The organism is Sphingomonas sp. PvP018 (assembly GCF_017876865.1).
Lineage (GTDB): Bacteria > Pseudomonadota > Alphaproteobacteria > Sphingomonadales > Sphingomonadaceae > Sphingomonas > Sphingomonas aerolata.
On sequence record NZ_JAGIOU010000001.1, the window covers coordinates 2,619,252 to 2,641,756 of the forward strand.

General features: G+C 67.8%; 22 protein-coding genes. 9 read left to right on the plus strand and 13 right to left on the minus strand.

The window, feature by feature from the left end; translation table 11 throughout:
- Positions 1 to 12 precede the first annotated feature (12 nt).
- Positions 13 to 1,335, minus strand: coding sequence for an MFS transporter (locus J3A66_RS11520; protein WP_209569004.1), 1,323 nt, complete (start codon positions 1,333 to 1,335; stop codon positions 13 to 15).
- Complete coding sequence (locus tag J3A66_RS11525; RefSeq protein WP_031441002.1) at positions 1,332 to 1,655, minus strand: antibiotic biosynthesis monooxygenase; 324 nt, start codon at positions 1,653 to 1,655, stop codon at positions 1,332 to 1,334. The genes J3A66_RS11520 and J3A66_RS11525 overlap by 4 nt, the downstream gene beginning before the upstream one ends.
- 181 nt (positions 1,656 to 1,836) lie before the next feature.
- Here J3A66_RS11525 and J3A66_RS11530 point away from each other — a divergent pair, with 181 nt between their 5' ends.
- Complete coding sequence (locus J3A66_RS11530) at positions 1,837 to 2,451, plus strand: methyltransferase (protein ID WP_031394390.1); 615 nt, start codon at positions 1,837 to 1,839, stop codon at positions 2,449 to 2,451.
- On the opposite strand, the gene J3A66_RS11535 is transcribed toward J3A66_RS11530, so the two are convergent.
- Complete coding sequence (locus tag J3A66_RS11535) at positions 2,430 to 2,954, minus strand: septal ring lytic transglycosylase RlpA family protein (protein ID WP_244650092.1); 525 nt, start codon at positions 2,952 to 2,954, stop codon at positions 2,430 to 2,432. The two genes, J3A66_RS11530 and J3A66_RS11535, sit on opposite strands and share 22 nt — an antisense overlap.
- Before the next feature lie 183 nt (positions 2,955 to 3,137).
- Here J3A66_RS11535 and J3A66_RS11540 point away from each other — a divergent pair, with 183 nt between their 5' ends.
- A complete protein-coding gene (locus J3A66_RS11540) occupies positions 3,138 to 5,147 on the plus strand; it encodes an EAL domain-containing protein (protein WP_209569006.1) in 2,010 nt (669 codons plus the stop codon).
- Positions 5,148 to 5,166: 19 nt separating this feature from the next.
- Here the strand turns inward: J3A66_RS11540 and J3A66_RS11545 are convergent, their stop codons facing one another.
- Complete coding sequence (locus J3A66_RS11545) at positions 5,167 to 6,093, minus strand: crotonase/enoyl-CoA hydratase family protein (protein WP_348634042.1); 927 nt, start codon at positions 6,091 to 6,093, stop codon at positions 5,167 to 5,169.
- 211 nt (positions 6,094 to 6,304) lie between these two features.
- On the opposite strand from J3A66_RS11545, the gene J3A66_RS11550 reads away from it, so the two are divergent.
- Positions 6,305 to 7,711: a hypothetical protein gene (locus J3A66_RS11550; protein ID WP_209569008.1), complete on the plus strand. Its 1,407-nt coding sequence runs from the start codon at positions 6,305 to 6,307 to the stop codon at positions 7,709 to 7,711.
- Between the two features lie 15 nt (positions 7,712 to 7,726).
- On the opposite strand, the gene J3A66_RS11555 is transcribed toward J3A66_RS11550, so the two are convergent.
- The 3 genes from J3A66_RS11555 to J3A66_RS11565 form a co-directional block, all read right to left on the minus strand.
- Positions 7,727 to 8,749 carry a lactonase family protein gene (locus tag J3A66_RS11555; protein WP_209569010.1) on the minus strand — a complete coding sequence of 341 codons (1,023 nt, stop codon included), beginning with the start codon at positions 8,747 to 8,749 and terminating at the stop codon, positions 7,727 to 7,729.
- 73 nt (positions 8,750 to 8,822) lie between these two features.
- On the minus strand, positions 8,823 to 9,095 hold the full coding sequence (locus J3A66_RS11560) for a CsbD family protein (RefSeq protein WP_031396253.1): 273 nt from the start codon (positions 9,093 to 9,095) through the stop codon (positions 8,823 to 8,825).
- Between the two features lie 113 nt (positions 9,096 to 9,208).
- On the minus strand, positions 9,209 to 11,443 hold the full coding sequence (locus J3A66_RS11565) for a TonB-dependent siderophore receptor (RefSeq protein ID WP_209569012.1): 2,235 nt from the start codon (positions 11,441 to 11,443) through the stop codon (positions 9,209 to 9,211).
- A gap of 141 nt (positions 11,444 to 11,584) precedes the next feature.
- On the opposite strand from J3A66_RS11565, the gene J3A66_RS11570 reads away from it, so the two are divergent.
- The 4 genes from J3A66_RS11570 to J3A66_RS11585 all read left to right on the plus strand — a co-directional run bounded on the left by J3A66_RS11570 (position 11,585) and on the right by J3A66_RS11585 (position 14,241).
- On the plus strand, positions 11,585 to 12,142 hold the full coding sequence (locus tag J3A66_RS11570) for a pyridoxamine 5'-phosphate oxidase family protein (protein WP_031439289.1): 558 nt from the start codon (positions 11,585 to 11,587) through the stop codon (positions 12,140 to 12,142).
- Positions 12,139 to 12,339, plus strand: a complete 201-nt coding sequence (locus J3A66_RS11575) for a DUF2007 domain-containing protein (RefSeq protein ID WP_056406720.1) — start codon at positions 12,139 to 12,141, stop codon at positions 12,337 to 12,339. The genes J3A66_RS11570 and J3A66_RS11575 overlap by 4 nt, the downstream gene beginning before the upstream one ends.
- 183 nt (positions 12,340 to 12,522) lie before the next feature.
- A complete protein-coding gene (locus J3A66_RS11580; protein ID WP_031439291.1) occupies positions 12,523 to 12,861 on the plus strand; it encodes a P-II family nitrogen regulator in 339 nt (112 codons plus the stop codon).
- Positions 12,862 to 12,888: 27 nt separating this feature from the next.
- A complete protein-coding gene (locus tag J3A66_RS11585; protein WP_244648458.1) occupies positions 12,889 to 14,241 on the plus strand; it encodes an ammonium transporter in 1,353 nt (450 codons plus the stop codon).
- A gap of 126 nt (positions 14,242 to 14,367) precedes the next feature.
- On the opposite strand, the gene J3A66_RS11590 is transcribed toward J3A66_RS11585, so the two are convergent.
- Genes J3A66_RS11590 through recQ form a run of 3 tightly spaced genes read right to left on the minus strand, consistent with a single transcriptional unit; the run spans position 14,368 to position 16,972 of the window.
- Positions 14,368 to 14,781 (minus strand): hypothetical protein, encoded by a 414-nt coding sequence (locus tag J3A66_RS11590; protein WP_056406723.1) that lies wholly within the window; start codon positions 14,779 to 14,781, stop codon positions 14,368 to 14,370.
- Entirely contained in the window at positions 14,778 to 15,206 is a 429-nt protein-coding gene (locus tag J3A66_RS11595; protein ID WP_209569014.1) for a TIGR01244 family sulfur transferase, read from the minus strand. Before J3A66_RS11595 ends, J3A66_RS11590 begins: the two co-directional genes overlap by 4 nt.
- Complete coding sequence (gene recQ, locus J3A66_RS11600) at positions 15,203 to 16,972, minus strand: DNA helicase RecQ (RefSeq protein ID WP_209569016.1); 1,770 nt, start codon at positions 16,970 to 16,972, stop codon at positions 15,203 to 15,205. The genes J3A66_RS11595 and recQ overlap by 4 nt, the downstream gene beginning before the upstream one ends.
- 284 nt (positions 16,973 to 17,256) lie before the next feature.
- Between recQ and J3A66_RS11605 the strand changes: the two genes are divergently transcribed.
- Positions 17,257 to 18,231 carry an aspartyl protease family protein gene (locus J3A66_RS11605; protein WP_209569018.1) on the plus strand — a complete coding sequence of 325 codons (975 nt, stop codon included), beginning with the start codon at positions 17,257 to 17,259 and terminating at the stop codon, positions 18,229 to 18,231.
- Between the two features lie 143 nt (positions 18,232 to 18,374).
- Here the strand turns inward: J3A66_RS11605 and J3A66_RS11610 are convergent, their stop codons facing one another.
- Positions 18,375 to 20,204, minus strand: coding sequence for an ABC transporter ATP-binding protein/permease (locus J3A66_RS11610; RefSeq protein ID WP_209569020.1), 1,830 nt, complete (start codon positions 20,202 to 20,204; stop codon positions 18,375 to 18,377).
- Positions 20,205 to 20,325: 121 nt separating this feature from the next.
- Between J3A66_RS11610 and J3A66_RS11615 the strand changes: the two genes are divergently transcribed.
- Complete coding sequence (locus J3A66_RS11615; RefSeq protein ID WP_056406734.1) at positions 20,326 to 20,556, plus strand: hypothetical protein; 231 nt, start codon at positions 20,326 to 20,328, stop codon at positions 20,554 to 20,556.
- A gap of 134 nt (positions 20,557 to 20,690) precedes the next feature.
- Here the strand turns inward: J3A66_RS11615 and J3A66_RS11620 are convergent, their stop codons facing one another.
- Together J3A66_RS11620 and J3A66_RS11625 are read right to left on the minus strand one after the other, a co-directional pair.
- A complete protein-coding gene (locus J3A66_RS11620) occupies positions 20,691 to 21,638 on the minus strand; it encodes a phytoene/squalene synthase family protein (protein WP_159511967.1) in 948 nt (315 codons plus the stop codon).
- A gap of 148 nt (positions 21,639 to 21,786) precedes the next feature.
- The gene (locus J3A66_RS11625; protein ID WP_031394045.1) at positions 21,787 to 22,368 is read right to left on the minus strand and encodes a TIGR00730 family Rossman fold protein; all 582 of its coding nucleotides are present in this window, start codon (positions 22,366 to 22,368) and stop codon (positions 21,787 to 21,789) included.
- Positions 22,369 to 22,505 lie beyond the last annotated feature (137 nt).

Consider the following 22,505-nt stretch of genomic DNA (forward strand, 5'->3'; position numbering starts at 1 on the left):
ATGAATCTCGGGTCAGCCGCCCGACGCGTCCTTCGCCTCATTCAGCGTCGCCCAGGCATAGCCGATCAACACCACGCACGCCGCGCCCGCGACCAGATAGGGCAGCGAATGCTGCGCCTCGTACAGCCCGACCCCGATCGACGGCCCGAGCACGAAGCTCGCGCCGTTGATGCTGGTCACCTTGCCCGCGACCGACCCTTGCGCATTCGCGCCGACCGCGAGCGAGGCGCCCGCGGTAAAGCCCGGCCGCGTGAAGCCGAAGCCGAGGCTCGCCAGCGCATAGGCGGTCGCGATCGTGTAGAGCGAGGTCGCGATCCCCGTCAGCGCGGTGCCCGCCGCCGCCAGCACCAGCCCCGTCAGCACGAGCTGGCGCGGGGTCAGGTTGAGCCGCGGAATGATGCCCCATTGCGCGAGCAGCGCTGCACCTGCGCCCATCATCAGCACGATCCCCGTGGGCTCGAGCGCGAGTGCGGGCGCAAGGTTGAGCCGGTCGATCACCAAGAACCCGATCGCCTGCCCGGTCATCGCCTGCGCATGCCCCATCACCAGCCCGGCGATCATCCAGGCACGGATGCGCGGATCGGTATAGCCGACCTGTTCGACATGCGACTGGGTCGCGGCGGTGACCGACGCCCCGCTCGGCGCGCCGCCGATCGACGGATAGGCCAAACTCGCCCCGTGCGTATCGTCATGCGGCGCGACGATCCGGTCGTCGGGCAGCATCCGCCGCACCGTGATCCACACCGCCACGCCGAACAGCGCGAACAGGAAGGCGGGGCCCGCCAGCCCCACCTCGAGTCCGCCGACCGACCCGAGAATCAGATAGGGCGCAATCGCCGGCCCCAGGATCGTGCCGAGCCCGAAGGCGGAAGCGAGCAGGGTCAGCGCGCGGGTCCGTTCCGCGCGCGTCGTCTCGCCCGCGACCAGCGCCTGCACCGCGGGCGGGGCGGCGGCCCCGAACGCGCCATAGATCAGCCGCCCGGCGATGAAGCAGCCGAACGCCGCGGTCCCGCCGATCCAGTGGTTGATCCCAGCCATCAGGAACAGCCCGCACAATGTCAGCGACATGCTGAACCCGCCGATGCCGAGCAGGATCATTGCGCGGCGGCCATGCCGGTCGGACCGGTTCGCCCAGAACGGCGCGGCGATCACCCACAGCAGCGCGGACACCGAAAACGCGCCGGCCACCGCGCTGTCGGCGACGCCCAGCGACCGGCCGAGCGCGGGCAGCACCGATTGCAGCGCGGTATTGCCCGCCGCGATCGTCAGCATGACGAGGAACATCAGCGCGAAGCGACGATCGATCCGCGCATCGTCGCGATCGATGCCGGTCATGGCCGCGCCCAGTCATAGTCGCGCTCGACCCGTGCGACGGTGACGCGGTAGCGGTCATACCAGAGCGCCCGCCCGCGCTCGCGAATCGCGCTATGGTCGGGATCGTCGCGCCACGCGATCGCCGCGGCATCGTCCGCCCAATAGCTGATCGTGATCCCCAGCCCGGCTTCGTCGCGCACGCTGTCGATCCCGCGATAGCCGGGCTGCGTCGCGGCCAGCGCCTCCATTGCGGCGGCGGCCGCGGCATAGCCGGCGGGGTCGGTGCCGTTACGGTTCGACATGAAAATGACCGCCGTTTGGCCCGTCCGATCGTCGTGCATGCCCAATGCTTAAGCCAAGCCCGGGGGTTGGCAAGCGCGGGTTGCGGCACCGGGCACTGGTCGCGTTCGGCGCGGTTCGTCGCGTGATGCAACCCGCAGGCCTTGAAACACGTTTGGAATCCGTGCGACGGGGGGCTCAAAGCCTCGCGTGCGCGCGGGATCCCTGATCGTAAGGAACACGATGCCCAGTCCGACCACAGCCGCCCGGCGCGCGCGCACCCGCCCCGCCGGCGTGCCCTCCCCGTGGCAGATGTTCTTCACCGAATTCCTGAAACACCCTGTCATGGTCGGCTCGATCGTGCCGTCCTCGGACAAGCTGATCCGCAAGATGCTCGGCCGGGTCGACTGGGACAACACCAAGGTGTTCGTCGAATACGGACCTGGCGTCGGCACTTTCTGCCGCCCGATTCTCGACCGCATGGCGCCCGACGCGACGCTGATCGTGATCGATACCAACCCCGATTTCATCCGCTATCTGCGCCACACGATCACCGATCCGCGGTTCTCGGCGGTGCTCGGATCGGCGGCCGATGTCGAAAAGATCGTCGCCGATCACGGCTTCGAATCGGCCGACTATGTCCTTTCGGGCCTGCCCTTTTCGACGCTGCCCCCCGGCGTCGGTCCGGCGATCGCCGCCGGCACGCATTCGGTGCTGCGCAGCGGCGGCGCGTTCCTGGTCTATCAGTTCAGCCCGAAGGTGAAGGACTTCCTCACCCCGCATTTCGAATCGATCGATCACGACATGGAATGGTGGAACGTGCCCCCGGCACAGCTCTACTGGGCCTGGAAGGACTGATCCGTCAGCCGCGCGCGCAGCGCGGCGAGTTCGTCGGGCGAGGCATCGGGTCTCGCCGATGCGGGCTTGCCGGCCCGTAACCGCGCGCGGTCCTTGGCGTCGGGCTCGACGCGGCGGACGCGGACCGCGGCCCGGCCAAGGCGCTCGATACCGAGCAGCCGGGCGGCGCCGCGTGACAGGTCGATCAGCCGCGAGGGCGTGAACGGCCCGCGGTCGTTGATCCGCAGCAGGATCGTCCGGCCGGTGTCGAGCGCAGTGACCTCGACATAGCTTGGCAGCGGCAGGACGGTATGCGCGGCAGAAATGCCCTTCACGCGAAACCGTTCGCCGTTCGCGGTCTGGTTGCCCGATTCCCGGCCATACCAGCTCGCCATGCCGACCGCGTCATAGGCCGGCAGATCGGCGGGGCGGTAGGTCGTGCCGCGCACGCTGTAGGGGCGGCCGATCTTGACCGGATAGTCGCTGACCGGGCGATAGCGCGTCGTGCCGCAGCCGGCGAGCATGGCGCACAGCGCAAGGGCGGCCAGCAGGCCAGGCGTATCGGAACGCGGTGCGATTGGGATCATTATCCCTGCTAGCGGACACCCGGTCGAAGCTGAACCCCATTGCGGCGAACCGCCCGCGCGCGGGATCGTAGCGTTTGCTTAACCGCTTTACCCTACGGTTACAGTCTGTTCGAAGGTGCCATGACGCATTTCATTACCCGGTTGAGGCAGCTTCGCCACTCGGATCACGCGGTCGCCGCGGACGTCCGGGCGACTCTGGTCACCTCGCTCTATGCCTCACCCAAGTCGCTGGTGATCGGTGCGCTGACGAGCACGGGTATCGCCACGGTCGTGGCCGTCACCAGTGGCGATCGCTGGCTTGCCGGCTTCGCGGTGCTGATCGGGCTGGTCGCTGCACTCCGGATCATCGGCATCGTCCAGCGCGTGCCCGATCAACAGGCCGCTGACGTATTTGCTGTCGATCGGGGTTCCGCCGAGCGCCCGCGGGCAGGACAATGGGAGTTTTACTACCGCATCGGCGCCTTCGCCTTTTCCGCGCTGCTTGGCATGTTCGGGCTGCTGACGCTGACCCGGACCGCGGACGGCGTGCTTCATCTCCTCTCGGTGACGACGGCGATCGGCTATGCGGCGGGGATTGCCGGACGCAATGCGGGCCGGCCCACGATCGCGCTCGCGCAGCTCTGCCTCGCGTCGCTGCCGCTCGCGGCGGGGCTCTTTCTGTCGGGCGAGCCGCTCAACGCAATGCTCGCGGTCGTCATCATCCTGTTCGTGCTGGCGATGATCGACATCACGCTGCAGACCTATGAGGCCATCCTCGGCGCGACCATCGCGGCGAGTGAAAAGACCGCGCTCGCCGAACATCACGCCGCATTCGCGCGGCGCGACGACCTCACCGGGGTCGCCAACCGCACCGCATTTCGCGAATGGTTCGAGCGGCGGCTGCATCGGCTGGAATCGACCGGTGAGCTCCTGTCGATCCACTGGATCGATCTCGACCGGTTCAAGGAGATCAACGATTCGCTCGGTCACCTGGCGGGCAACGTGCTGTTGACCGAGGTTGCGCAGCGGCTCCAGACCGCGTTCGTCACCGATGGCGGCACCATCGGGGCGGCCGGCGACGCGATCGTCGCGCGGCTGGGCGGCGACGAGTTCGCGGTCGTCTGCGCGATCGGCGCGCGCGACGATGCCCGCACGATCGCCGATCACATCCTCGACCTCGTCGCACAGCCCGTGGCCTATGCCGGACGCCGGCTGACGGTCGGCGCCTCGCTCGGCGTGGCGATCGCACCGATCGACGGGGGCGACGCGGACACGCTGCTCAAACACGCCGATCTCGCGCTCTACCGCGCCAAGGAAAGCGGCCGGGGCGCCTTCTGCTTCTACGAACCGGTGATGGACGAGAAGATCGAACGGACGCGCGCGCTGACCAGCGACCTGCACGGCGCGATCGCGCGCGGCGAGCTGTGGCTCGCCTTCCAGCCGATCTTCGATCTGGCCACGCATCGCATCCTGTCGTGCGAGACGCTGCTGCGCTGGGACAGCCCGTGCCACGGCAGCGTGTCGCCCGCCGAATTCATCCCGATCGCCGAGCAGAGCGGGCTGATCGTCGAGATCGGCGCCTGGGTGCTGCGCGAGGCCTGCCGTCACGCGCTGGACTGGCCGGACACGGTGCGCGTCGCGGTCAACCTGTCGCCGATCCAGCTCCTGTCGCCCGGGCTCGCCAAGGTGCTGAAGGACGCGCTCGACGCCAGCGGGCTCGCGCCGGGACGGCTCGATCTCGAAGTGACCGAATCGGTGTTGCTCGACGATATCGACGCATCGCTGGCGGCGCTGTCGGCGATCAACCGGATGGCGGTCGGCACCACGCTCGACGATTTCGGCACCGGCTATTCGTCGCTCGGCTATCTCACCAAATTCCCGTTCCAGACTCTCAAGATCGACCGGTCGTTCATCACCGCGCTCGACGACAATCCCGCGTCGATGGCGATCATCCAGACGGTGGTCGATCTGGCCGCAACGCTCGGCATGCAGACCGTCGCCGAGGGTATCGAGACGCCGACCCAGCTCGCGCAGCTGCGTCGCACCCGCTGCACCGCGGTGCAGGGTTTCCTGCTCGCGCGCCCGATGTCGGCAAGCCAGGTGGCGAACCTGCTTGCCGACGAAACCCCCAGGATGCGTGCGCTGTCCTGAGGGCCGGGGGCGATGTCCGTCAGCCTTTCGGCTTGTCGAGCAGACGGGTCTGCGCCGCGACGAGCCGCCGCATCAGCTTGAGATCCCCCTCGCTGAGGCGCAGCGCGGCGTCCGCCCACAGGTCGACCACCGCCTCGAGCTCGTCGAGCGTCAGCGGATTGACCGCGCGCGACGCCTCGTAGATCGCGCAATGCCCGCTGTGGCGACGCCGGTTCTGGCGAATATAGTCCTCGACCACCCGGCGGCCCTGGCCGGGGTCGGCGAGTGCGTGGACGATACCCAGATCATAGAGCTCCTCCGCGCTGTAGTTGCGCCCGCTGAGGATCATCTGCTCGGCCCGCGCCGCGCCGAGACGCCGCGACAGGAAGCAGTGCGCCCCCATGCCGGGGAACAGCCCGAACACGGTCTCGGGAAGCCCGAAGCTCGCGCCGCGTTCGGCGACGACGACGTTGAACGACAGCAGCGCCTCGAACCCGCCGCCCAGCGCATCGCCCTCGACCAGCCCGATCGTGACGATCGGCAGGTCGAGGCCGCGCAGGTTGCGATGCAGGATCCGCACGCAGGCACGGCCATATTGGACCAGCGCCTCGCGGTGACCGGCACGGATATGCTGTGCGAACAGGTCGAGATCACCGCCGAGCGAGAAGACGCCGGGGAACCGCGAGCCGAGCACGAGATAGCGAATTGGCATCGCCCCGGAAGTGTGGGCGCTGTGGATATCGGCCTGCCACTGACCAAAGTCCGCGAGCAGCGCGGGGTTGAAGCTCGGCCGCGTCCTTGGCCGCATATAGGTCCACAGCGTGTCGGCCTGCGGGTCGAACGTCACCTCGAGCTGGTCGAGCGCGAATAGCGGCGGGGTGGGGGCGGGGGCCGCGATCCCGGCTGTGGTCGCGGTTGCGGGCCGCGGGGCCGGCGAGAAATGTCGGGCGGGTAAAGCAAGAGTCACTGTGGCATTCCTTTGTAATCGCAGCGCAGTGCTGCACCGCCGAACCTAGGGCACAATGGCGGCGATCCCGCGCGGGCGTGCGCGCGACGCGCGTTAAAATCCGTCTCGCGCGACACCGCGCCGGTGCGCTAGGCGGGGTCGGGGTCAGGGGCGGTCGTGGCGCACGGTCCGCGACCCGGTGCTGGCCCCGGAAACTGGACGTTTGCCGATCATGACAGCGAAATGGATGCAGGCGGGGCTGGCCGGAATGCTGGCTGCGGGATTGGGGTTCGCGACGCCGGCTGGCGCGGCACAGACCAGTGTCGCACCTTCCGTGCCATCACCGATCGCGTCAGTGTCGACGCCGGTCCCGGTCCCGGTCGATGCCCCCCAGCTCCAGCTCCCCGTCGATGCGGCGATGCAGGACGCGGCGGAATATGCGCGGCGGTTCGGCGTGCCGCTCGATGTCGCGCTCCACCGGATGCGGGCGCAGGCGGCGACGATACCCGTCACCGACGCGCTGCGCCGCGAATTCGCGGATCGACTCGCGGGCATCGCGGTCGAGCATGACCCGGCCTACCGGATCGTGGTGCTTCTGACCGGCACCGACCCGGTCGCGGACCGCGTCGTCGAGGCGGGGGGGATGAGCGTCCCGCTGGTGTTCCGGACCGGCGCGGCGGCGACGCTCGACCGGATCCTCGGCCAGATCCGCACCTTCCAGGCGGCGATCCGCGCCGCGCTTCCGCATCCCCCCGGCATCGGTGCGGATCAGCGGACCGGCACGCTCGTCGTGATGGTCGCGACCGCGGACCTTGCGCTCGACCGGGATGGCGCACTTACCGCGAAGTTCGCCGATATGACCGGCGTTCCCGTGCGGATCGAAGCCAGTGACCGCCCGATGCTGCCGATGGCGCTTCAGACGAGCGTAACGGCCACGCCGGGCGCCACGGCGCCCGGGATCCTCGCCGCAACGACCGCGCTTGCCGACGTCGTGACCGTGATGCCGGACGTCGCGGGCGGGGGGCGGGTGGTCGGGACGGTCGACGGCCGGCGCTATGTCTGCACGACGGGATTCGTCGTCACCGATGGCGTCGCGGATGCGATCGCCACCGCCGCGCATTGTCCCGACACGCTCGATTATGTCGGGCGGCCGCCGGCGGGCACGGAGCGGCGGGCGATCGCGCTGCCCTATGTCGGCCAATGGGGCTGGGGGTATCAGGACGTCCAGATCAATCGGGCGCCCGCGCTGCCGGGGACCGCGCCACGGCTGCCCGCCTTCTTTGCCGATACCGCCAAGACCAAGCTCAGGACCGTCGCGACATGGCGTAACCGGACCAGCACGCGCGCGGGTGACTTCGTCTGTCACCGCGGCGAGCGTACCGGCTATAGCTGCGCGCCGGTCGCGATGGTCGATTTCGCCCCCGCCGGTGATCTGTGCGGCGGCGCATGCCTGCCGACCTGGGTCGCGGTCGAGGGGCCGACGTGCAAGTCGGGTGACAGCGGTGCGCCGGTTTTCGAAGGGCAGGTCGCACTCGGCCTCGTCAAGGGCGGCACCTATCGCGCCGATGGCAGCTGCCTCTTCTATTATTACATGTCGACCGACTATCTGCCGCCCGGCTGGACGCTCGCCTATCGCTGAGCGCAGACGCGCAGCCTAGAGCGGCAGGACGAACGCCGCCCCCGGAACCGCGACCCGGGCGACCTGCGGCCCGAGCAGCCCGTCCGCGGTGATCGGCAGCAGCGTCACGCATTCGTCCTTCTCGTTCGCGACGACCATCAGGCCCTCGTCCTCCAGCAGCACGAAGTGTCGCGGATAGGCCGCCCCCGCCGGTGCATGCTGGATCAGCCGCGGGTCGCCTTTCGCGTCGAGCGCGAAGACCGCGATGCTGTCATGCCCGCGGTTGGAGACATAAAGCCGGTCCCCCGCCGCGTTGATCGCCAGATGCGCGACGATGCTCGGACCTTCATACGCCTCCGGCAGCGTCGACACGGTCCTGGCCGCCGAGTACCGACCCTCGCCGCCGACCAAAACGGTCAGCGTGTTCGTAAGTTCGTTGGCAAGATACGCCACCCGCGGCACCTGCGGATGCAGCAGCAGATGGCGTGGCCCCGATCCCGCTGGTGCGTGAAAGGCTGTTCCGGCCGCCCGGACACGGTTGCCGCGCGGCGCCGGCGCCACCGCGAAGGCGCGGATCTCGTCCGTCCCCAGATCGGTTGCATAAAGCCAGCGATCCTCGGCGTCGAACCCGACCCAGTGTGCATGCGGGCTCGTCTGACGCTCGCGGTTCGGACCCGATCCTTCATGGGCAAAGACGTGCGCTGGCGCGATCGGCAGGCCGTCTGAATTGAGATCCAGGACCGACACGCTCCCGCTCGCATAATTGGCGACGGCGAGCAGGGTCTGGTCGTGACTCAGCGCGAGATGACAGGGCGCGTCCCCATCGACCGTCACGCGGGCGATCTGTCGCCATCCGTCGGCGGTCGCGCGATACACGCCGATCGCGCCGTCATCGCGCTCGTCGACGAGATAATGGAGGTCATGGCGCGGCGAATGGACGCCGAAGGACACGTTTATCGCGTCAGGATAGGGCGTGCCGGTCGACCAGCCAACGCCGTGTCGCAGCGGATGGAGCCCGCCGCGATTGGTGCCGATCCAGAGGCCGGCGGGTCGGGTCACAGGGCGTTCGCTCCGCGCCGACACCGCCGGGATCCTCCGACCAGCGGGGCCGCGCGGACGCGGCCCCGGTTGATCACTTGCCGCGCAGCGTGTTGAGCAGCGCGATGCCGACGACACCGACCAGCGCCGCGGTGGCGAACGGACGATCCTTGGCAAACGCACGCGCCTTGTCGGCGAGCGGCGCGACGGTGTCGGTCGCGGTGCCGATCGCCTTGTTCGCAGTGCCTGCGATCTGGTCGGCGACGCCGCCGGCCTGGAGCGAGCTGTCGCCCGTCGCATTGCCTGCTGCCTGCTTTACCGAACCGAGCAGATCCTGGCCTTCACCCTTCAAGGTCGTCGTGTTCATGCTAAACTCCTATGCTGGACGGCATCCGGAACGGATGCGTTCGGACCGCTGAACGGCCGACACGCCAAGATGTGCCATCGACCTGCGCATAAACCGCAGGGTCGAGCGGCCCGTTACCAGCGATACCCGATCGTTGCCTGCACGGTGCGGCGGTTGCCGTACCAGCACCAGGCATAGTTGGCGAAGCAGCTCGTCAGATACTTTTTGTCGAACAGGTTGGTCGCGTTGACGCCGAGATCGACATTGGCGAGCCGCGGGCTGAGCTTGCCCAGATCATAACGCAGCAGCGCGTCGAACACCGTATAGGCGGGTGAATAGCGCGCGACGCCGTCCGAATAGAAATCGGCATACGTCTTGTCGACGTGCCGCACCGCGCCGCCGATCGCAAAGCCCGACGCCGGCCCCTCGGTCGGTGCCCATTCGAGGTTCGCCGAAATCCCGCCGCGCCCGACCGTCGCGAGCGGCAGGCCGATATTTGCGGCAACGACGTCCTCGACCTTCTTCACGCGCTGGCGGCTATAGGCGAGCTTGGCGTTGAAGCCGTAGGGCAGCGGCGCGCTCGCCTCGACCTCGACACCCTGCGACCGGACCTTGCCGATCTGCTCCGCCGTGAAATCGGGATAGGACACGACGACATTGGTCTGCTCGATCCGGAACCAGGCTGCGGTGACGAGGATCGACGTGCCGGTCGGCTGATATTTCACCCCCGCCTCGATCTGCTTGCCGAGAGACGGCTTCGGGGGGCTGCCATCGCGCAGTTCCGCATTCTCCGGCTGGAACGAGGTCGAGTAGCTTGCATAGGGCGCCAGCCCGAACGGCAGCAGGTACAGCGCACCCGCGCGCCAGGTGAACTTCTCGTCTTTCTGCGCCTTGCCGTTGCGTTCCTGGCGGGCCCAGTCCTGGCGGCCGCTCAGCGTCACGCGCAGCCCGCCGACCGCGATCTGGTCCTGCGCATAAATCCCCTGCTGACGCTGGCGGACATTGGCCGAATCGACGCGGGCCAGGCTGCCGTCAAAGGCGTAGCCCGCGACCTCGAACGGCGACTGCGGTGTCGGCATCGTCCCGTAGACCGGGTTGAAGACGTCGATCGGCGACGCGCCGCCAAAGGCCGAGAGTCCGGCCGAATGCGCGACCTGCCGATCGGCGCCGAACAACAGGCTGTGCGTCAGCGGTCCGGTGACGACCTTGCCGGTCAGCTGATTGTCGAACGTCCAGTTGTTCAGCTGTTCGCGCGTCGAATAGGAGTAGCGGCCATAGACGGTCGGCGCCGTCGCAAACGGATCGAGCGCCGGCCCGCCGGTATAGACGATCCCCAGATTGCTTTTCACATATTGATAGCGACCCGACGACCGCAGCGCCCAGCCGCTGCCGAAATCATGGTTGAAGATATAGGTCAGCGCCGCCTGTTCGCGGCTGAAGAAATCCCCCGGCTCGCCGCCGTAGAATTTCGTCGAGATCTTGCCCGCCGGGTTGTCGATCAAAGTGCCGAGCGCGGGGAAGACGCCGTAATTGCCGTTATAGGGATCGTGCGAATAGGCGCCGAGCAGCGTGAAGCTCGTCCTGCTGTTCGCGCCTGCGGTCACCGCGGCGGAGATCGTCTGGCGCTCGCGCTTGCCCTGACCCTGGGTCTGCTGGTCGTCGGCGCCGTTCGCGCTGCCATAGATGCGCCACAGCACGTCGTTCCCTGCGCGCCCGCCGATATCGGCGTCGACGCGGTACAGGTCATAGGTGCCATAGGTGCCGCTGACCGCGCCATAGAGGGCGCGGTCGAGCGGCAACTTGCTCGACTCCGCGACCAGCCCGCCGGGGCTCGACTGGCCGTAGAGCACCGAGGCCGGGCCCTTGATGATCTCGACCCGATCGAGCCGCGACACGTCGACCTGCGGCACCGCATAGCCGGTCGCGCTGCCGAACTGGCGCAGCCCGTCGAGATAGACCGGTGCGTCGAACCCGCGCAGCTTGAACTGGTCGTACACTTCCGCCGATGCGCCGCGCGTCTCGGGGGTCACGCCCGCGACGAAGCGCAGCGCCTGATTGAGGTTCTGCAGCCCCAGCCCGGCAATGTCGGCGGCGCTGATCACGCTGATCGACTGCGGGGTCTCGACGATCGGCGTCGCGCTCTTCGTCCCCGACGACGCGATCGTCGTCGCCTTCTCGCCGGTCACGACGATCACGCCGTGATCCTGCGGCTCGGACGCGTCGGATTCGTCGAGGCTTGTTGCGGCTGCCACAGACGCGTTGGGGGTCGTGTCCTCCGACACGGACCCGGCCCAAGCCGGTGTTGCGGACAGCGCGGCCGTGAGAATGGTGCCGGCGAGCAGCAGGCGGGCGAAGCGACGATCGGACATGAAAAACCCCTTTCCGGCTCGCTACTGTTGTCGCGACTGATTTGCAATAGCGTTGCGACCGATTCGCAAACCGCGTTTTCAGTGGCTTGGAAAAGCGGTTCACCGTTCGCGTCTGAGCGGTGGTCCTGATAGGGTGTTGCCATGGACTTCTTCCCCGCCCTTACCGATGCGCACCGCGCGTTCGTCGAACGCCAGCCCGTGTTCTTCGTCGCGACCGCGGCCGAGGGTGCGCGGATCAACCTCAGCCCCAAGGGCATGGACAGCTTCCGCGTGCTCGACGCTGGCACCGTCGCCTATCTCGACGTCGGCGGCTCTGGGAACGAGACCAATGCACATCTCGCCGCCGACGGACGCATCACGATCATGTTCTGCGCGTTCGACCGTCCCGCGCTCATCTTCCGCATCTATGGGCACGGCACCGCGGTGCTGCCGCAGGACGATCGCTGGGACGCGCTCTATGCGCAGTTCACGCCCTTGCCGGGGACCCGGCAGATCTTCGAGATCGCGGTCGATCAGGTGCAGACGAGCTGCGGTTGGGGCGTGCCCGTCATGACGCTCGATCGCGAACGCCAGACTCTGTCCAAATATCACGCCGGGCAGAGCGACGCCGAACGGCTCGCCGAATGGGCCGAGCATCCGCGCAGCATCGACGGTCTGCCGACGCGCGTGCCGACCGTCGCGCCCGGTGCAGCCCGATGAGTCTCGCCGAGCTTGGCCGCTACAGCCGCAACGAGGCGCTGATCATCGCCGGCCGGCTCGAAAGCGAGGGCATTGCCGCGATCGTGTTCGACGGCGACATGGCGATCGGCGACGGCAGCGATCTGCTGATCCCGGTCCGCGTGATGGTCGACGCCGACGATTTCGATGAGGCACGCGCGATCATTCCCGACCGCTGACCGGAAAATCGTCCGGCGACGCGCTGCCCGTTTTTGAGGCAATCGTCCCGCGCTGCACAGTTTCTAGCGGCCCGGCGCGCCCGACACCCCGTCCTCCACCCCGTCCCCGCCCCGTCCCGCACCCTGCCGGTAAACTGGCACGGTCGTTGCGTTGTGTTCGACGTAACAAGGGGAAGGGGCGCGATGAAACTCGTCATTGCCATCATCAAGCCGTTCAAGCTCGACGAGGTGCGCGAAGCGCTCACCACGCTCGGCGTGGCGGGCATGACGGTCACCGAGGTCAAGGGGTTCGGCCGGCAAAAGGGTCAGACCGAGATTTATCGCGGTGCCGAATACACGACCAACATGGTGCCCAAGATCAAGGTCGAGGTCGTGTGCGCGACGAGCCTGGTGGACCGCGTGGTCGAGGCGATCCAGGCATCGGCCAACACCGGCGCGATCGGCGATGGCAAGATCTTTGTGGTCGACGTCAGCCAGGCGGTGCGCATCCGCACCGGCGAAACCGACGACTCGGCGCTCTGAGGGGAGGGGGACACGATGAAGCATGACATGAAGACAGCCGCCGCGGCGGTTCTGGGGTTCGGTGCCGCGCTGGTCGCCGCCGCGCCCGCCTTTGCGCAGACGGTCGCCGCACCCGCGGCCGCGCCCGTCGTCGCCACCGTCAACAAGGGTGATACCGCCTGGATGATGACCTCGACGATCCTCGTCCTGATGATGATCCTGCCGGGTCTCGCCCTATTCTACGGCGGTCTTACCCGGTCGAAGAACATGCTCTCGACGATGACGCAGATCGGCGCGGTCGCAGCGCTCGCGATGCTCATCTGGGTGATGTGGGGCTATACGCTGGCCTTCGGTCCCGACGTGACCAATCCGCTGCTCAGCAATTTCATCGGCAGCCTCGACAAGGCGTTCCTCAAGGGGATCACCCCGGCTTCGCAGGCGGCGACGTTCACCGCAGGCGTCGAGATTCCCGAATATGTCTTCGTCTGTTTCCAGATGACCTTCGCCGCGATCACGATCGCGCTGGTGCTGGGCTCGGTCGTCGAGCGGATGAAATTCTCCGCGGTGATGGTGTTCGGCCTGGTCTGGCTGACGATCGTCTATTTCCCGATCGCGCACATGGTCTGGGCCGCGTCGGGCTATTTCTTCAAGGCCGGCGCGCTCGATTTCGCCGGCGGGACCGTCGTCCACATCAACGCGGGCGTTTCCGCGCTGGTCGCAGCCCTGATGCTCGGCAAGCGGATCGGCTATCCCAAGGAGCCGATGGCGCCGCATTCGCTGGTGATGACCGGGATCGGCACCGGGCTGCTCTGGGTGGGCTGGTTCGGCTTCAACGCCGGCTCCGCGCTCGAGGCGAACGGGTCGGCGGCACTGGCAATGATCAACACCTTCGTCGCGACCGCGTCGGCCGCGTTGTTCTGGATGCTCGCCGAGCGGCTGTCGGGTCACAAGGGCTCGGCGCTCGGCTTCTGTTCGGGCATCGTCGCGGGGCTGGTCGCGGTGACGCCGGCGGCGGGCAATTCCGGCCCGTTCGGTGCGATCGTGCTGGGCGCGATCGCCTCGCTAATCTGCTTCATGGCGGTGTCGAAGATCAAGCCGCTGCTCGGCTATGACGACTCGCTCGACGCGTTCGGCATCCACGGCATCGGCGGCATGGTCGGCGCGATCGGCACCGCGGTGGTCTATGCGCCGTCGCTGGGTGGCCCGGGTGCGGCCGACTATGCGATCGGTGCCAAGCTGCTGGTGCAGATCCAGGCGGTTCTCGTCACGATCATCTGGGCCTCGGTCGGCACCGTGATCGCGATCCTGATCGCCAAGGCGGTCACCGGCCTGCGTGTCTCGCCCGAAGTCGAGGTCGAGGGCCTCGACATCGGCGAGCATGGCGAGCGTGCCTATAACTGATCCAGTTCGGTAGCGGGCCGCCCGAGCCCGCACCCACGATGTTCCTCCTGCGGACAACCTGGCCCGGTGCGCACAACGCACCGGGTCTTTTTTTGCGTGTCGATCGCGGTGCCGGCAGGGTGGCCGCTAGACGCCGATGTTCCTGGGAGCCAGCCGCCGGATATCGAGCACGTCGACCCGCGAGAGCATCACCGCGCCAAGCGTCCGGTCGCCGGTCTCGACGAGGATTCCCTCCTGCGTCGCGCGCACCGTCCGCCAGGTGACCTCGCGCACCGCGATCCGCTTGCCGACACGCTTGACCGCGGCGACACGGCCATCATCGGCGACCGCGAGCGCGCCGCGCCCATCGGCGCCCACGACCGCGCCCGACACGGCAAAGCCCGGCAGTTGCGCCTGTGCCGCCTCGGCGGCTTCCTCGGCGGTCTCGATCCGTATCACGCGCCGTTTCCGGGCCGTTGCCCAGCCGATACCACCGACCGACGCCACCAATGCCGCGACCGCGGCCCCGATCACCGCGGGGCCGAGCGCGATCGGGATCATCGCGGCCCTGCGAGCGCGTCCAGCGTCGGGCGGATCCCGCGCAGGTCATAGCCCGCGTCCTCGGCCTGCGCGAGCAGCAGGTTGGGATTGCGCCCCGCCTTTGCCGCGGCCAGCGCCCACAGATTGCAGCTCCGCGTGCCCGACCGGCAATAGGCGAGGACGGGGCCTTTCGCCTCGGTCAGCGCCTGGGTCATCGCGTCGATCTGCGGATGCGAAAAGCCCGCATGCGTCACCGGGATCGCGACATAGTTCAGGCCTGCCGCCTCGGCCGCCGCACGGATCGCCTCGCCCGAAGGCTGGCCCGCATCCTCGTCGTCGGGGCGATTGTTGACGATCGTCTTGAACCCCGCCGCGGCGATGTCCGCGACCTGCTCGACCGCGATCTGCGGCGCGACCGAAATGCTTTCGTTGATGTGCCGGATCATGCGGACTCGCGGATAACTGCCAGAAAGGCATCCCCATAGGCGTCGAGCTTGCGCGCGCCAATGCCCGATAGCACCGCGAGCGCCGCGCGCGATGCGGGTCGCTGCGCCGCCATGTCACGCAGCACCGAATCGTGGAAGATCACATAGGGTGGAACGCCCGCGTCCTTCGCCAGATCGCGGCGGCATACGCGCAGCGCCTCGAACAGCGGATCGTCGACCGGGTTCGGCACGGCCCCCGGTGCAGCCTTGCGCCGTCGCTCGCGCTTGGGCGGCACGATCACCGACAGCGCCGCCTCGCCCTTCAGGATCGCCTTGGCCGCCGGCCCGAATTCGAGGCCGCCGTGCGGGTTCGTCCGCAGCGCATCCTTCAGCATCAGCGCGCGCGATACGGGTTTCAACAGCGCCACCTCGTCGCCCTCGACGATCCCGTACACCGACAACGCCTCATGCCCGTTCATCAGGCTGCGCTCGCTCGACACCCCGGTCAGGATCCCCTCGATATAGCCGACGCCGAACATCTGCCCGGTCCGGAACACCGCCGACAGGAATTTCCGCGCGGTCTCGGTCGCGTCGACCGCATCGACATTGCCGAGGCAATTGTCGCAATTGCCGCAATCCTCGAGCCGCTCCTCACCGAAATGCTTGAGCAGGATGCGGCGCCGGCACCCGGCGGTCTCGACCAGCCCGCCCATCGCGGTCAGCCGCTGGCGTTCGCCCGCCTGGCGCTCGGGCTCGACCTCGCCGATCCGCTGGCGCGCGCGCGCGAAATCCTCCGCGCCCCAGAACAGATGCGCGATCGCCGGATCGCCGTCACGGCCGGCGCGGCCCGTCTCCTGGTAATAGGCCTCGATCGATTTCGGCAGCCCGGCATGCGCGACAAAGCGCACGTCGGGCTTGTCGATCCCCATCCCGAACGCGACGGTGGCGCAGATCACCATGTCCTCGCTCGCGACGAAATCTGCCTGGTTCTTCGCGCGCACCTGCGGATCGAGCCCGGCATGATAGGCGCGCGTCGGTCGGCCGCTCCGCCCCAGCGCCTCGGCGAGCTTCTCGGTCGCGGCCCGCGTCTGCGTATAGACGATCCCCGGCCCCGGAATCTTCTCGAGGATGTCGGCAATTTGCCGGTTGACGTTGTCGCGCGCCGAGATCGCATAGCGGATGTTCGGCCGGTCGAACCCCGACACGATCAAGCCGTCCTGCGAGATCCCCAGCTGTTCGAGGATATCCGCGCGCGTGTGTGCGTCCGCGGTCGCGGTCAGCGCGAGCCGCGGCACGTCGGGAAAACTGTCGAGCAACGGGCGCAACAGGCGATAGTCGGGGCGGAAGTCATGCCCCCACTCACTGACGCAGTGCGCCTCGTCGATCGCGAACAGGCTGATCCGCGCCTGCGACAGCAGATTGCGGAAACTCTCGTTCGAGGCCCGCTCGGGCGCGACATACAGCAGATCGAGATCGCCCGCGCGGAACCGCGCGATCGTTTCCTCGCGATTGGTATCCACGCTCGTCAGCGTCGCCGCCTTGATCCCGACCGCGGTCGCGGCACGCAGCTGGTCGTGCATCAGCGCGATCAGCGGCGACACGACCACGCACGTCCCCTCGAGCATCGTCGCCGGCAACTGGTAGCACAGCGACTTGCCAGCCCCGGTCGGCATCACCGCCAGCGTTCGCTGCCCCGCAAGCACGCGGTCGACGACATCGCGCTGCACGCCACGAAAATCAGGAAAGCCGAAGATGCGCTGGAGATCGGGAAGGGGGTCGAGTGCCATCGCCGTCTAGGTAGCGATCCCCGCTGCGATGTCGAGGATAGCGCGGGTCTTATCGCGCCGGTGCATCGGGGTCTGGCATCCCGACCATTTAGAATGCACCTCCCCGGCGGAGGCCGGGGCCCAATTGGAAAGGTGGTCGTAACGACGGGACGTCCTTTGTCAGCAACGTCTCCCAACTGGACCCCGGCCTCCGCCGGGGAGGCATACATTCATACTCGTGGCGAATGCGGTTGCGGTCGTCGAGCGATGTGCAACACCCCTCGCGATCGATTGGTGGAGGTGGCATGAAAGGCTTTGGTTTGCGGAGCGGTGCCACGGCGCTCGTACTGGTCGGGCTCGTCCCGATCGGCAGCGCTGGCTTCGCTGCGGACAAGCCGGCGCCGGTGCGAGACGTGCCGGTCGGTGGCATGATCGCCGCGACGATCGACGGCAGGCCGGTCACGCTCCGCGTCGATCCTGGCGCGCCCGGGCTGGTCCTCATGACCACCGCCGCCGCCGACCGGCTCGGGTTAAAAGGCGGCATGATGGAAATCGGCTATTCGGTGGGCGGGAAGGGCGCCATGCAGGCCACGACCGTGCGGCCGATGACGTTCGGCGCCACCCGCGTGAAACGCCGGGTCGGCTTTCCCAGTCCCAAAAAAGGGTCTGCCGACGGTCGCTGGATCGGGCGTGTCTATGCGACCGTCGGCGATGGCAGCATCGGGCCGGGGTCGCTCCCCGAACCCGTCGTGCGTATCACCCTCCACGCGCCGCGCGCGAGCGAACGGACGGTCGCGCTGCCGATGGTCGATGGCGGCGGCCTGTTCGGACGGCTGTCGGGCGAATTCGCGCAGATCATGATCGGCGGCCAGCCAGTGCGCGTCCGCTTCGATCCCTATCACCCGCGCACCACGGTCACCGCCAACGCCGCGTCGCTGATCGCCGAGGCGCAGCGCGGCACGCTCGTCGGTACATTGGAGCCCGTCGAAATCGCTTTCGGCATCGTGCGGCCGGTGCGCACGATGATACTCGCGACCCCGCTCCCGGTCGGCCCGCTGATGCTATCGACGCTCGGCGTCCGCGCCAGCGACGTCGGCGATGCCGTGTCGATTCCGGAAGCCGACGCCGCACCACCCGACCCCGACGAGATCGTCGTCACCGCCAAGGGCAAGCGCGACCCCAAACACGACCGCCTGACGCTCGGCGCGGACGTGCTCGATCGCTGCTCCGAAATCGTGTTCGACCGGACACAGAAGCAGGTAAGGCTCACGTGCGGGTAACTGGCTAGGCGCGCACAATACACCACCCCGGCGAAGGCCGGGGTCCAGTTGGGGGGCGTCGGTAACGAAAGACCGCGCCCCGTTACTCCGACCTCTCCAACTGGGCCCCGGCCTTCGCCGGGGTGGAAGATGGTGGGACGACCCTACTCCGCCGCGAGCGCCCCCGCGTCATCGCCGGCGCGCTCCTGCGCCTGGCGGTTCCACATCTCCGCATACACGCCGTCTGCGCGCAGCAACTCCGCATGCGTGCCCTTCTCGACGATCCGCCCTGCTTCGAGCACGACGATCTGGTCGGCATGCACCACGGTCGACAGCCGGTGCGCGATCACGATCGTCGTGCGGCCGCGCTCGATCGCCTCGAGCGTGTCGAGGATTTCCGCCTCGGTGCGGCTGTCGAGCGCCGACGTTGCCTCGTCGAGGATCAGGATCGGCGGGTTCTTCAGCAGCGTGCGTGCGATCGCCACGCGCTGCTTCTCGCCGCCCGACAGCTTCAGACCACGCTCGCCGACGCGCGTCGCATAGCCCAGCGGCTGGCGTTCGATGAACCCCGCGATCGCGGCGCCCTTCGCCGCCGTCTCGACCTCGGGCATCTCCGCCCCCTCGCGGCCATAGGCGATATTGTAGCCGATCGTGTCGTTGAACAGCACCGTGTCCTGCGGCACGATGCCGATCGCCGCGCGCAACGATGCCTGGCGGACCTGCGCAATGTCCTGCCCGTCGACGGTGATCCGCCCGCCCGTCAGGTCGTAGAAGCGGTAGAGCAGCCGGGCGAGCGTCGACTTGCCCGCGCCCGACGGTCCGACCACCGCGAGCGTCGATCCCGCGGGCACGTCGAGCTCGAGATCGCGCAGGATTGGCCGGCCCGCATCATAACCGAACGAGACATTCTCGAACCTGACATGCCCCGCGCTCACGGCCAGCGCGGGCGCGTCGGCCACGTCGACGACGGTCGCGGGCGTATCGATCAGGTCGAACATCGCCGCCATGTCAAGTGCGCCCTGGCGGATCGTGCGATACACCATGCCCAGCAGGTCGAGCGGCCGGAACAGCTGCGCCAGCAGCGTCGAGACAAAGACCACGTCGCCCGCCGACGCCTCGCCCCGGCTCCACCGCCACACGACGAAGCCCATGCCACCCGCGAGCATCAGATTGGTGATCAGCGCCTGGCCGAGGTTCAGCCATGCGAGCGAATTCTCGCTTTTCACCGCGGCTTCGGAATAGGCGGTGATCGCGCTGTCATAGCGCTTCGCCTCGCGCTCCTCCGCGCCGAAATATTTGACCGTCTCGAAGTTCAGCAGCGAATCCACCGCATGCGCGACGGCACCGGTATCCAGGTCGTTCATGCGTGCGCGCAGCGCGTTGCGCCAGTCGGTGACTATCCGCGTGAACGCGATATAGCCGACCACCATCACGACCGTCGCGACGACCAGCGGCCAGCCGAACTTAGTCCAGAACAGGCCCAGCACCAGCACGAGTTCGAACAGCGTCGGCGCAATGTTGAACAGCAGGAAATAGAGCATCGTATCGATACTCTTCGTCCCGCGCTCGACCACCTTGGTCACTGCGCCCGTTCGGCGCGACAGATGGAAATCGAGGCTCAGCGCATGGAGATGGCGAAACACCTGCGCGGCCAACCGCCGCGACGCGTCCTGTCCGACACGTTCGAACACTGCGTTGCGCAGATTGTCGAACAGCGTCGTCCCGAACCGCGACGCCGCATAGCCGACCACCAGCAGCGCGACGAGCGTCAGCGCGCCGCGGTCGTTCCCCGCCATCCGGTCGACCGCATATTTCAGCGTGAACGCCGCGCCGAATACCTGCACCAGCTTCGACGCGATCACGAGCATCATCGCGACGACGATCCGCACTTTCAGCTTCGGCTGCCCCGCCGGCCACAGGAATGGCAGAAAGCGGCGGAGCGTCGGCAGCAACGGCTGGTCCGCGCGGGTGGAGGTGTAGGTATCAGGGGGCATTGCTGGTGGTGATGTAGGCGTGGTCAAGCCCCGGCGAAAGCGGTTGGCGGAACAATCCTGCCGCTTCGTCGCTTTTCATACCGTGTCCAACGCCGGGCATAGCGATCCACTGGAGAATGAAATGGAACCGCTGTTCTACGTCATGGCCATCATGGGTTGCAGTGACGGCAATATGAACTGCACCGAGGCACGGGTCGTGCCGGCGCGGTACGAAACGATGGCGCAGTGCCGCGCGGCGCTTCCCGATCAGCTCGCGCAGAACACCGACGTCCCCTATCCGATGATCGGCGCCAACTGCCGCACCGCGGGCGCGCAGATCGCCGTGACAGGCAAGGCCAAAACCAGGGGCTAATATGCCGGTTCACGCGGGTTCGAGTTCGCCTCTTCCCCGTTCGTGCTGAGCGAAGTCGAAGCACAGACCCCGAACGGAGGCCCTTCGACTTCGCTCAGGGCGAACGGATGAGGGGTGAGGCGTGAAAGACGAAGCTACCGCGGCCGTGTCCACAGCCTCGGATCGCGCGGCGTACGCGGATACAGCCGCTCCCGCGCCGCTGCTTCCCGGGCGGCTCTCGCGATAAATCCCAGCTTCTGCGCCCCCGACGTCGTAACGCGGTGATCCCACGCATGCTCGCCGCGCGCCGCGACGGCCCGCCCGATTGCGCCGTAGATGCCGGCCGCCGACAGCACGGCCCAGGCCGACCGGAACGACAGCGCGGGCGTGCCCTCCCGTGCGCTTGCCTCGAACGCCGCCGCGCGGTCCGCCATCCGCTTGGTGAGCACCGCGAGGCGCGCGCGGAACGGCGGCTTCATGTGCTGGCCGGGCGGAAAGTCCATCTCGACCAGCCAGTCCTCGGGCAGGTAGCAGCGCCCGACCCGGTCATCCTCCTCGACATCGCGCATGATGTTGGCGAGCTGGAACGCCATTCCCAGGTCACAGGCGCGGTCGAGTGTGTCCTCGTCATCGGGATCGACGCCCATCGCGATCGCCATCATGCAACCGACGACACCTGCGACATGGTAGCAATATTTGTACAGGTCGTTTTCGGAGCGCGGTCGCCACTCGCGCGCATCCAGCGCGAAGCCCTCGACCAGATCGCGCGCGAACCGCTTGGGCATCCGCGTCTCGGCCGCGACGATCCGCAGCGCGTCGAATGCGGGTTCGCCGACGACCTCGCCCGCCAGCGCCTGCTCGGTCATCGCCGACAGCGTGACGAGCCGCGCCGGGGCATCGTCGACCACGGTCATGCCGTGCCCGTGATCCTGCCCGTCGGCGATGTCGTCGCACCGCCGGCACCAGGCGTAGAGCAGCCACGCACGCTCGCGCGTCGGCTTGTCGAACAACAGGCTGGCGGCCGCGAAACTCTTCGATCCGCGCGCGATCGATTCCTTCGCCGTCGCGACGATCGCTTCGCGGGTGGGGGAGGGGGAGGTCATGCCGCCACCTTTACTACCACCCCGGAGATGGCCGGGGTCCAGGTGGAAAAGCGAGTGTAACGACGCGTAGCGCGAGCCAATCCCCGTCCCCCAACTGGGCCCCGGCCTTCGCCGGGGTGGAGCAGGATAGTATGCGGCGCGAAGACGGTCACAGATCCGACGCGTTCATCCGGACGATCGGCTGCGTCGGCACATGCTCCGCCATCCGGTCGAGCAGCAGGTCGAGCGTATCCGCGACGATCAGCAGGTCACGGTGCTGCGGTCGCAGGAAGCCGACCTCGCCCATCTTGTCCCAGAATGCGATCAGATGGTCATAATAGCCCGCGGTGTTGAGCAGCCCGACCGGATCGGCATGATAGCCGAGCTGCGCCCAGCTCAGTGCCTCCCACAGCTCGTCCATCGTGCCCGTGCCGCCGGGGATCGTCACGAATCCGTCCGACAGGTCGGTGAACATCTGCTTGCGCTGATGCATGCCCTGCACGACGTGGAGCTCGGTCAGCCCGCGATGCGCGACTTCGGCATCGACCAGCGCCTGCGGGATCACGCCGATCACCTCGCCGCCACCCTCGAGCGCACCATCGGCGATCGCGCCCATCAGGCCGGTGCGGCCACCGCCATAGACGAGGCCGATTCCGCGCTCGGCAAAGGTCCGTCCCAGCGCGCGCGCGCCTTCGATATACAGGGGATCAGCCGGCGTCGCCGACCCGCAATACACAGCAAGTCTTTTCATGTGGCCTCGCTAGGGGAAGCGCGCGTGGTGCCGCAAGAAAAGAATGGGTTCGCGCGGAGACGCGGAGGCGCGGAGTTGCAGCAAGGGTCGCGGAGCGACCTTATACCATGATGACGTACAGCCGAGAGGTCTTCCGA

Bases quoted from the DNA above. Each gene is read 5' to 3' on its own strand.
- J3A66_RS11520 (WP_209569004.1), bottom strand. From the start codon at position 1,335: ATGACCGGCATCGATCGCGACGATGCGCGGATCGATCGTCGCTTCGCG.
- J3A66_RS11525 (WP_031441002.1), bottom strand. From the start codon at position 1,655: ATGCACGACGATCGGACGGGCCAAACGGCGGTCATTTTCATGTCGAAC.
- J3A66_RS11530 (WP_031394390.1), top strand. From the start codon at position 1,837: ATGCCCAGTCCGACCACAGCCGCCCGGCGCGCGCGCACCCGCCCCGCC.
- J3A66_RS11535 (WP_244650092.1), bottom strand. From the start codon at position 2,954: ATGCTCGCCGGCTGCGGCACGACGCGCTATCGCCCGGTCAGCGACTAT.
- J3A66_RS11540 (WP_209569006.1), top strand. From the start codon at position 3,138: ATGACGCATTTCATTACCCGGTTGAGGCAGCTTCGCCACTCGGATCAC.
- J3A66_RS11550 (WP_209569008.1), top strand. From the start codon at position 6,305: ATGACAGCGAAATGGATGCAGGCGGGGCTGGCCGGAATGCTGGCTGCG.
- J3A66_RS11560 (WP_031396253.1), bottom strand. From the start codon at position 9,095: ATGAACACGACGACCTTGAAGGGTGAAGGCCAGGATCTGCTCGGTTCG.
- J3A66_RS11565 (WP_209569012.1), bottom strand. From the start codon at position 11,443: ATGTCCGATCGTCGCTTCGCCCGCCTGCTGCTCGCCGGCACCATTCTC.
- J3A66_RS11570 (WP_031439289.1), top strand. From the start codon at position 11,585: ATGGACTTCTTCCCCGCCCTTACCGATGCGCACCGCGCGTTCGTCGAA.
- J3A66_RS11575 (WP_056406720.1), top strand. From the start codon at position 12,139: ATGAGTCTCGCCGAGCTTGGCCGCTACAGCCGCAACGAGGCGCTGATC.
- J3A66_RS11580 (WP_031439291.1), top strand. From the start codon at position 12,523: ATGAAACTCGTCATTGCCATCATCAAGCCGTTCAAGCTCGACGAGGTG.
- J3A66_RS11585 (WP_244648458.1), top strand. From the start codon at position 12,889: ATGAAGACAGCCGCCGCGGCGGTTCTGGGGTTCGGTGCCGCGCTGGTC.
- J3A66_RS11590 (WP_056406723.1), bottom strand. From the start codon at position 14,781: ATGATCCCGATCGCGCTCGGCCCCGCGGTGATCGGGGCCGCGGTCGCG.
- J3A66_RS11595 (WP_209569014.1), bottom strand. From the start codon at position 15,206: ATGATCCGGCACATCAACGAAAGCATTTCGGTCGCGCCGCAGATCGCG.
- recQ (WP_209569016.1), bottom strand. From the start codon at position 16,972: ATGGCACTCGACCCCCTTCCCGATCTCCAGCGCATCTTCGGCTTTCCT.
- J3A66_RS11605 (WP_209569018.1), top strand. From the start codon at position 17,257: ATGAAAGGCTTTGGTTTGCGGAGCGGTGCCACGGCGCTCGTACTGGTC.
- J3A66_RS11610 (WP_209569020.1), bottom strand. From the start codon at position 20,204: ATGCCCCCTGATACCTACACCTCCACCCGCGCGGACCAGCCGTTGCTG.
- J3A66_RS11615 (WP_056406734.1), top strand. From the start codon at position 20,326: ATGGAACCGCTGTTCTACGTCATGGCCATCATGGGTTGCAGTGACGGC.
- J3A66_RS11620 (WP_159511967.1), bottom strand. From the start codon at position 21,638: ATGACCTCCCCCTCCCCCACCCGCGAAGCGATCGTCGCGACGGCGAAG.
- J3A66_RS11625 (WP_031394045.1), bottom strand. From the start codon at position 22,368: ATGAAAAGACTTGCTGTGTATTGCGGGTCGGCGACGCCGGCTGATCCC.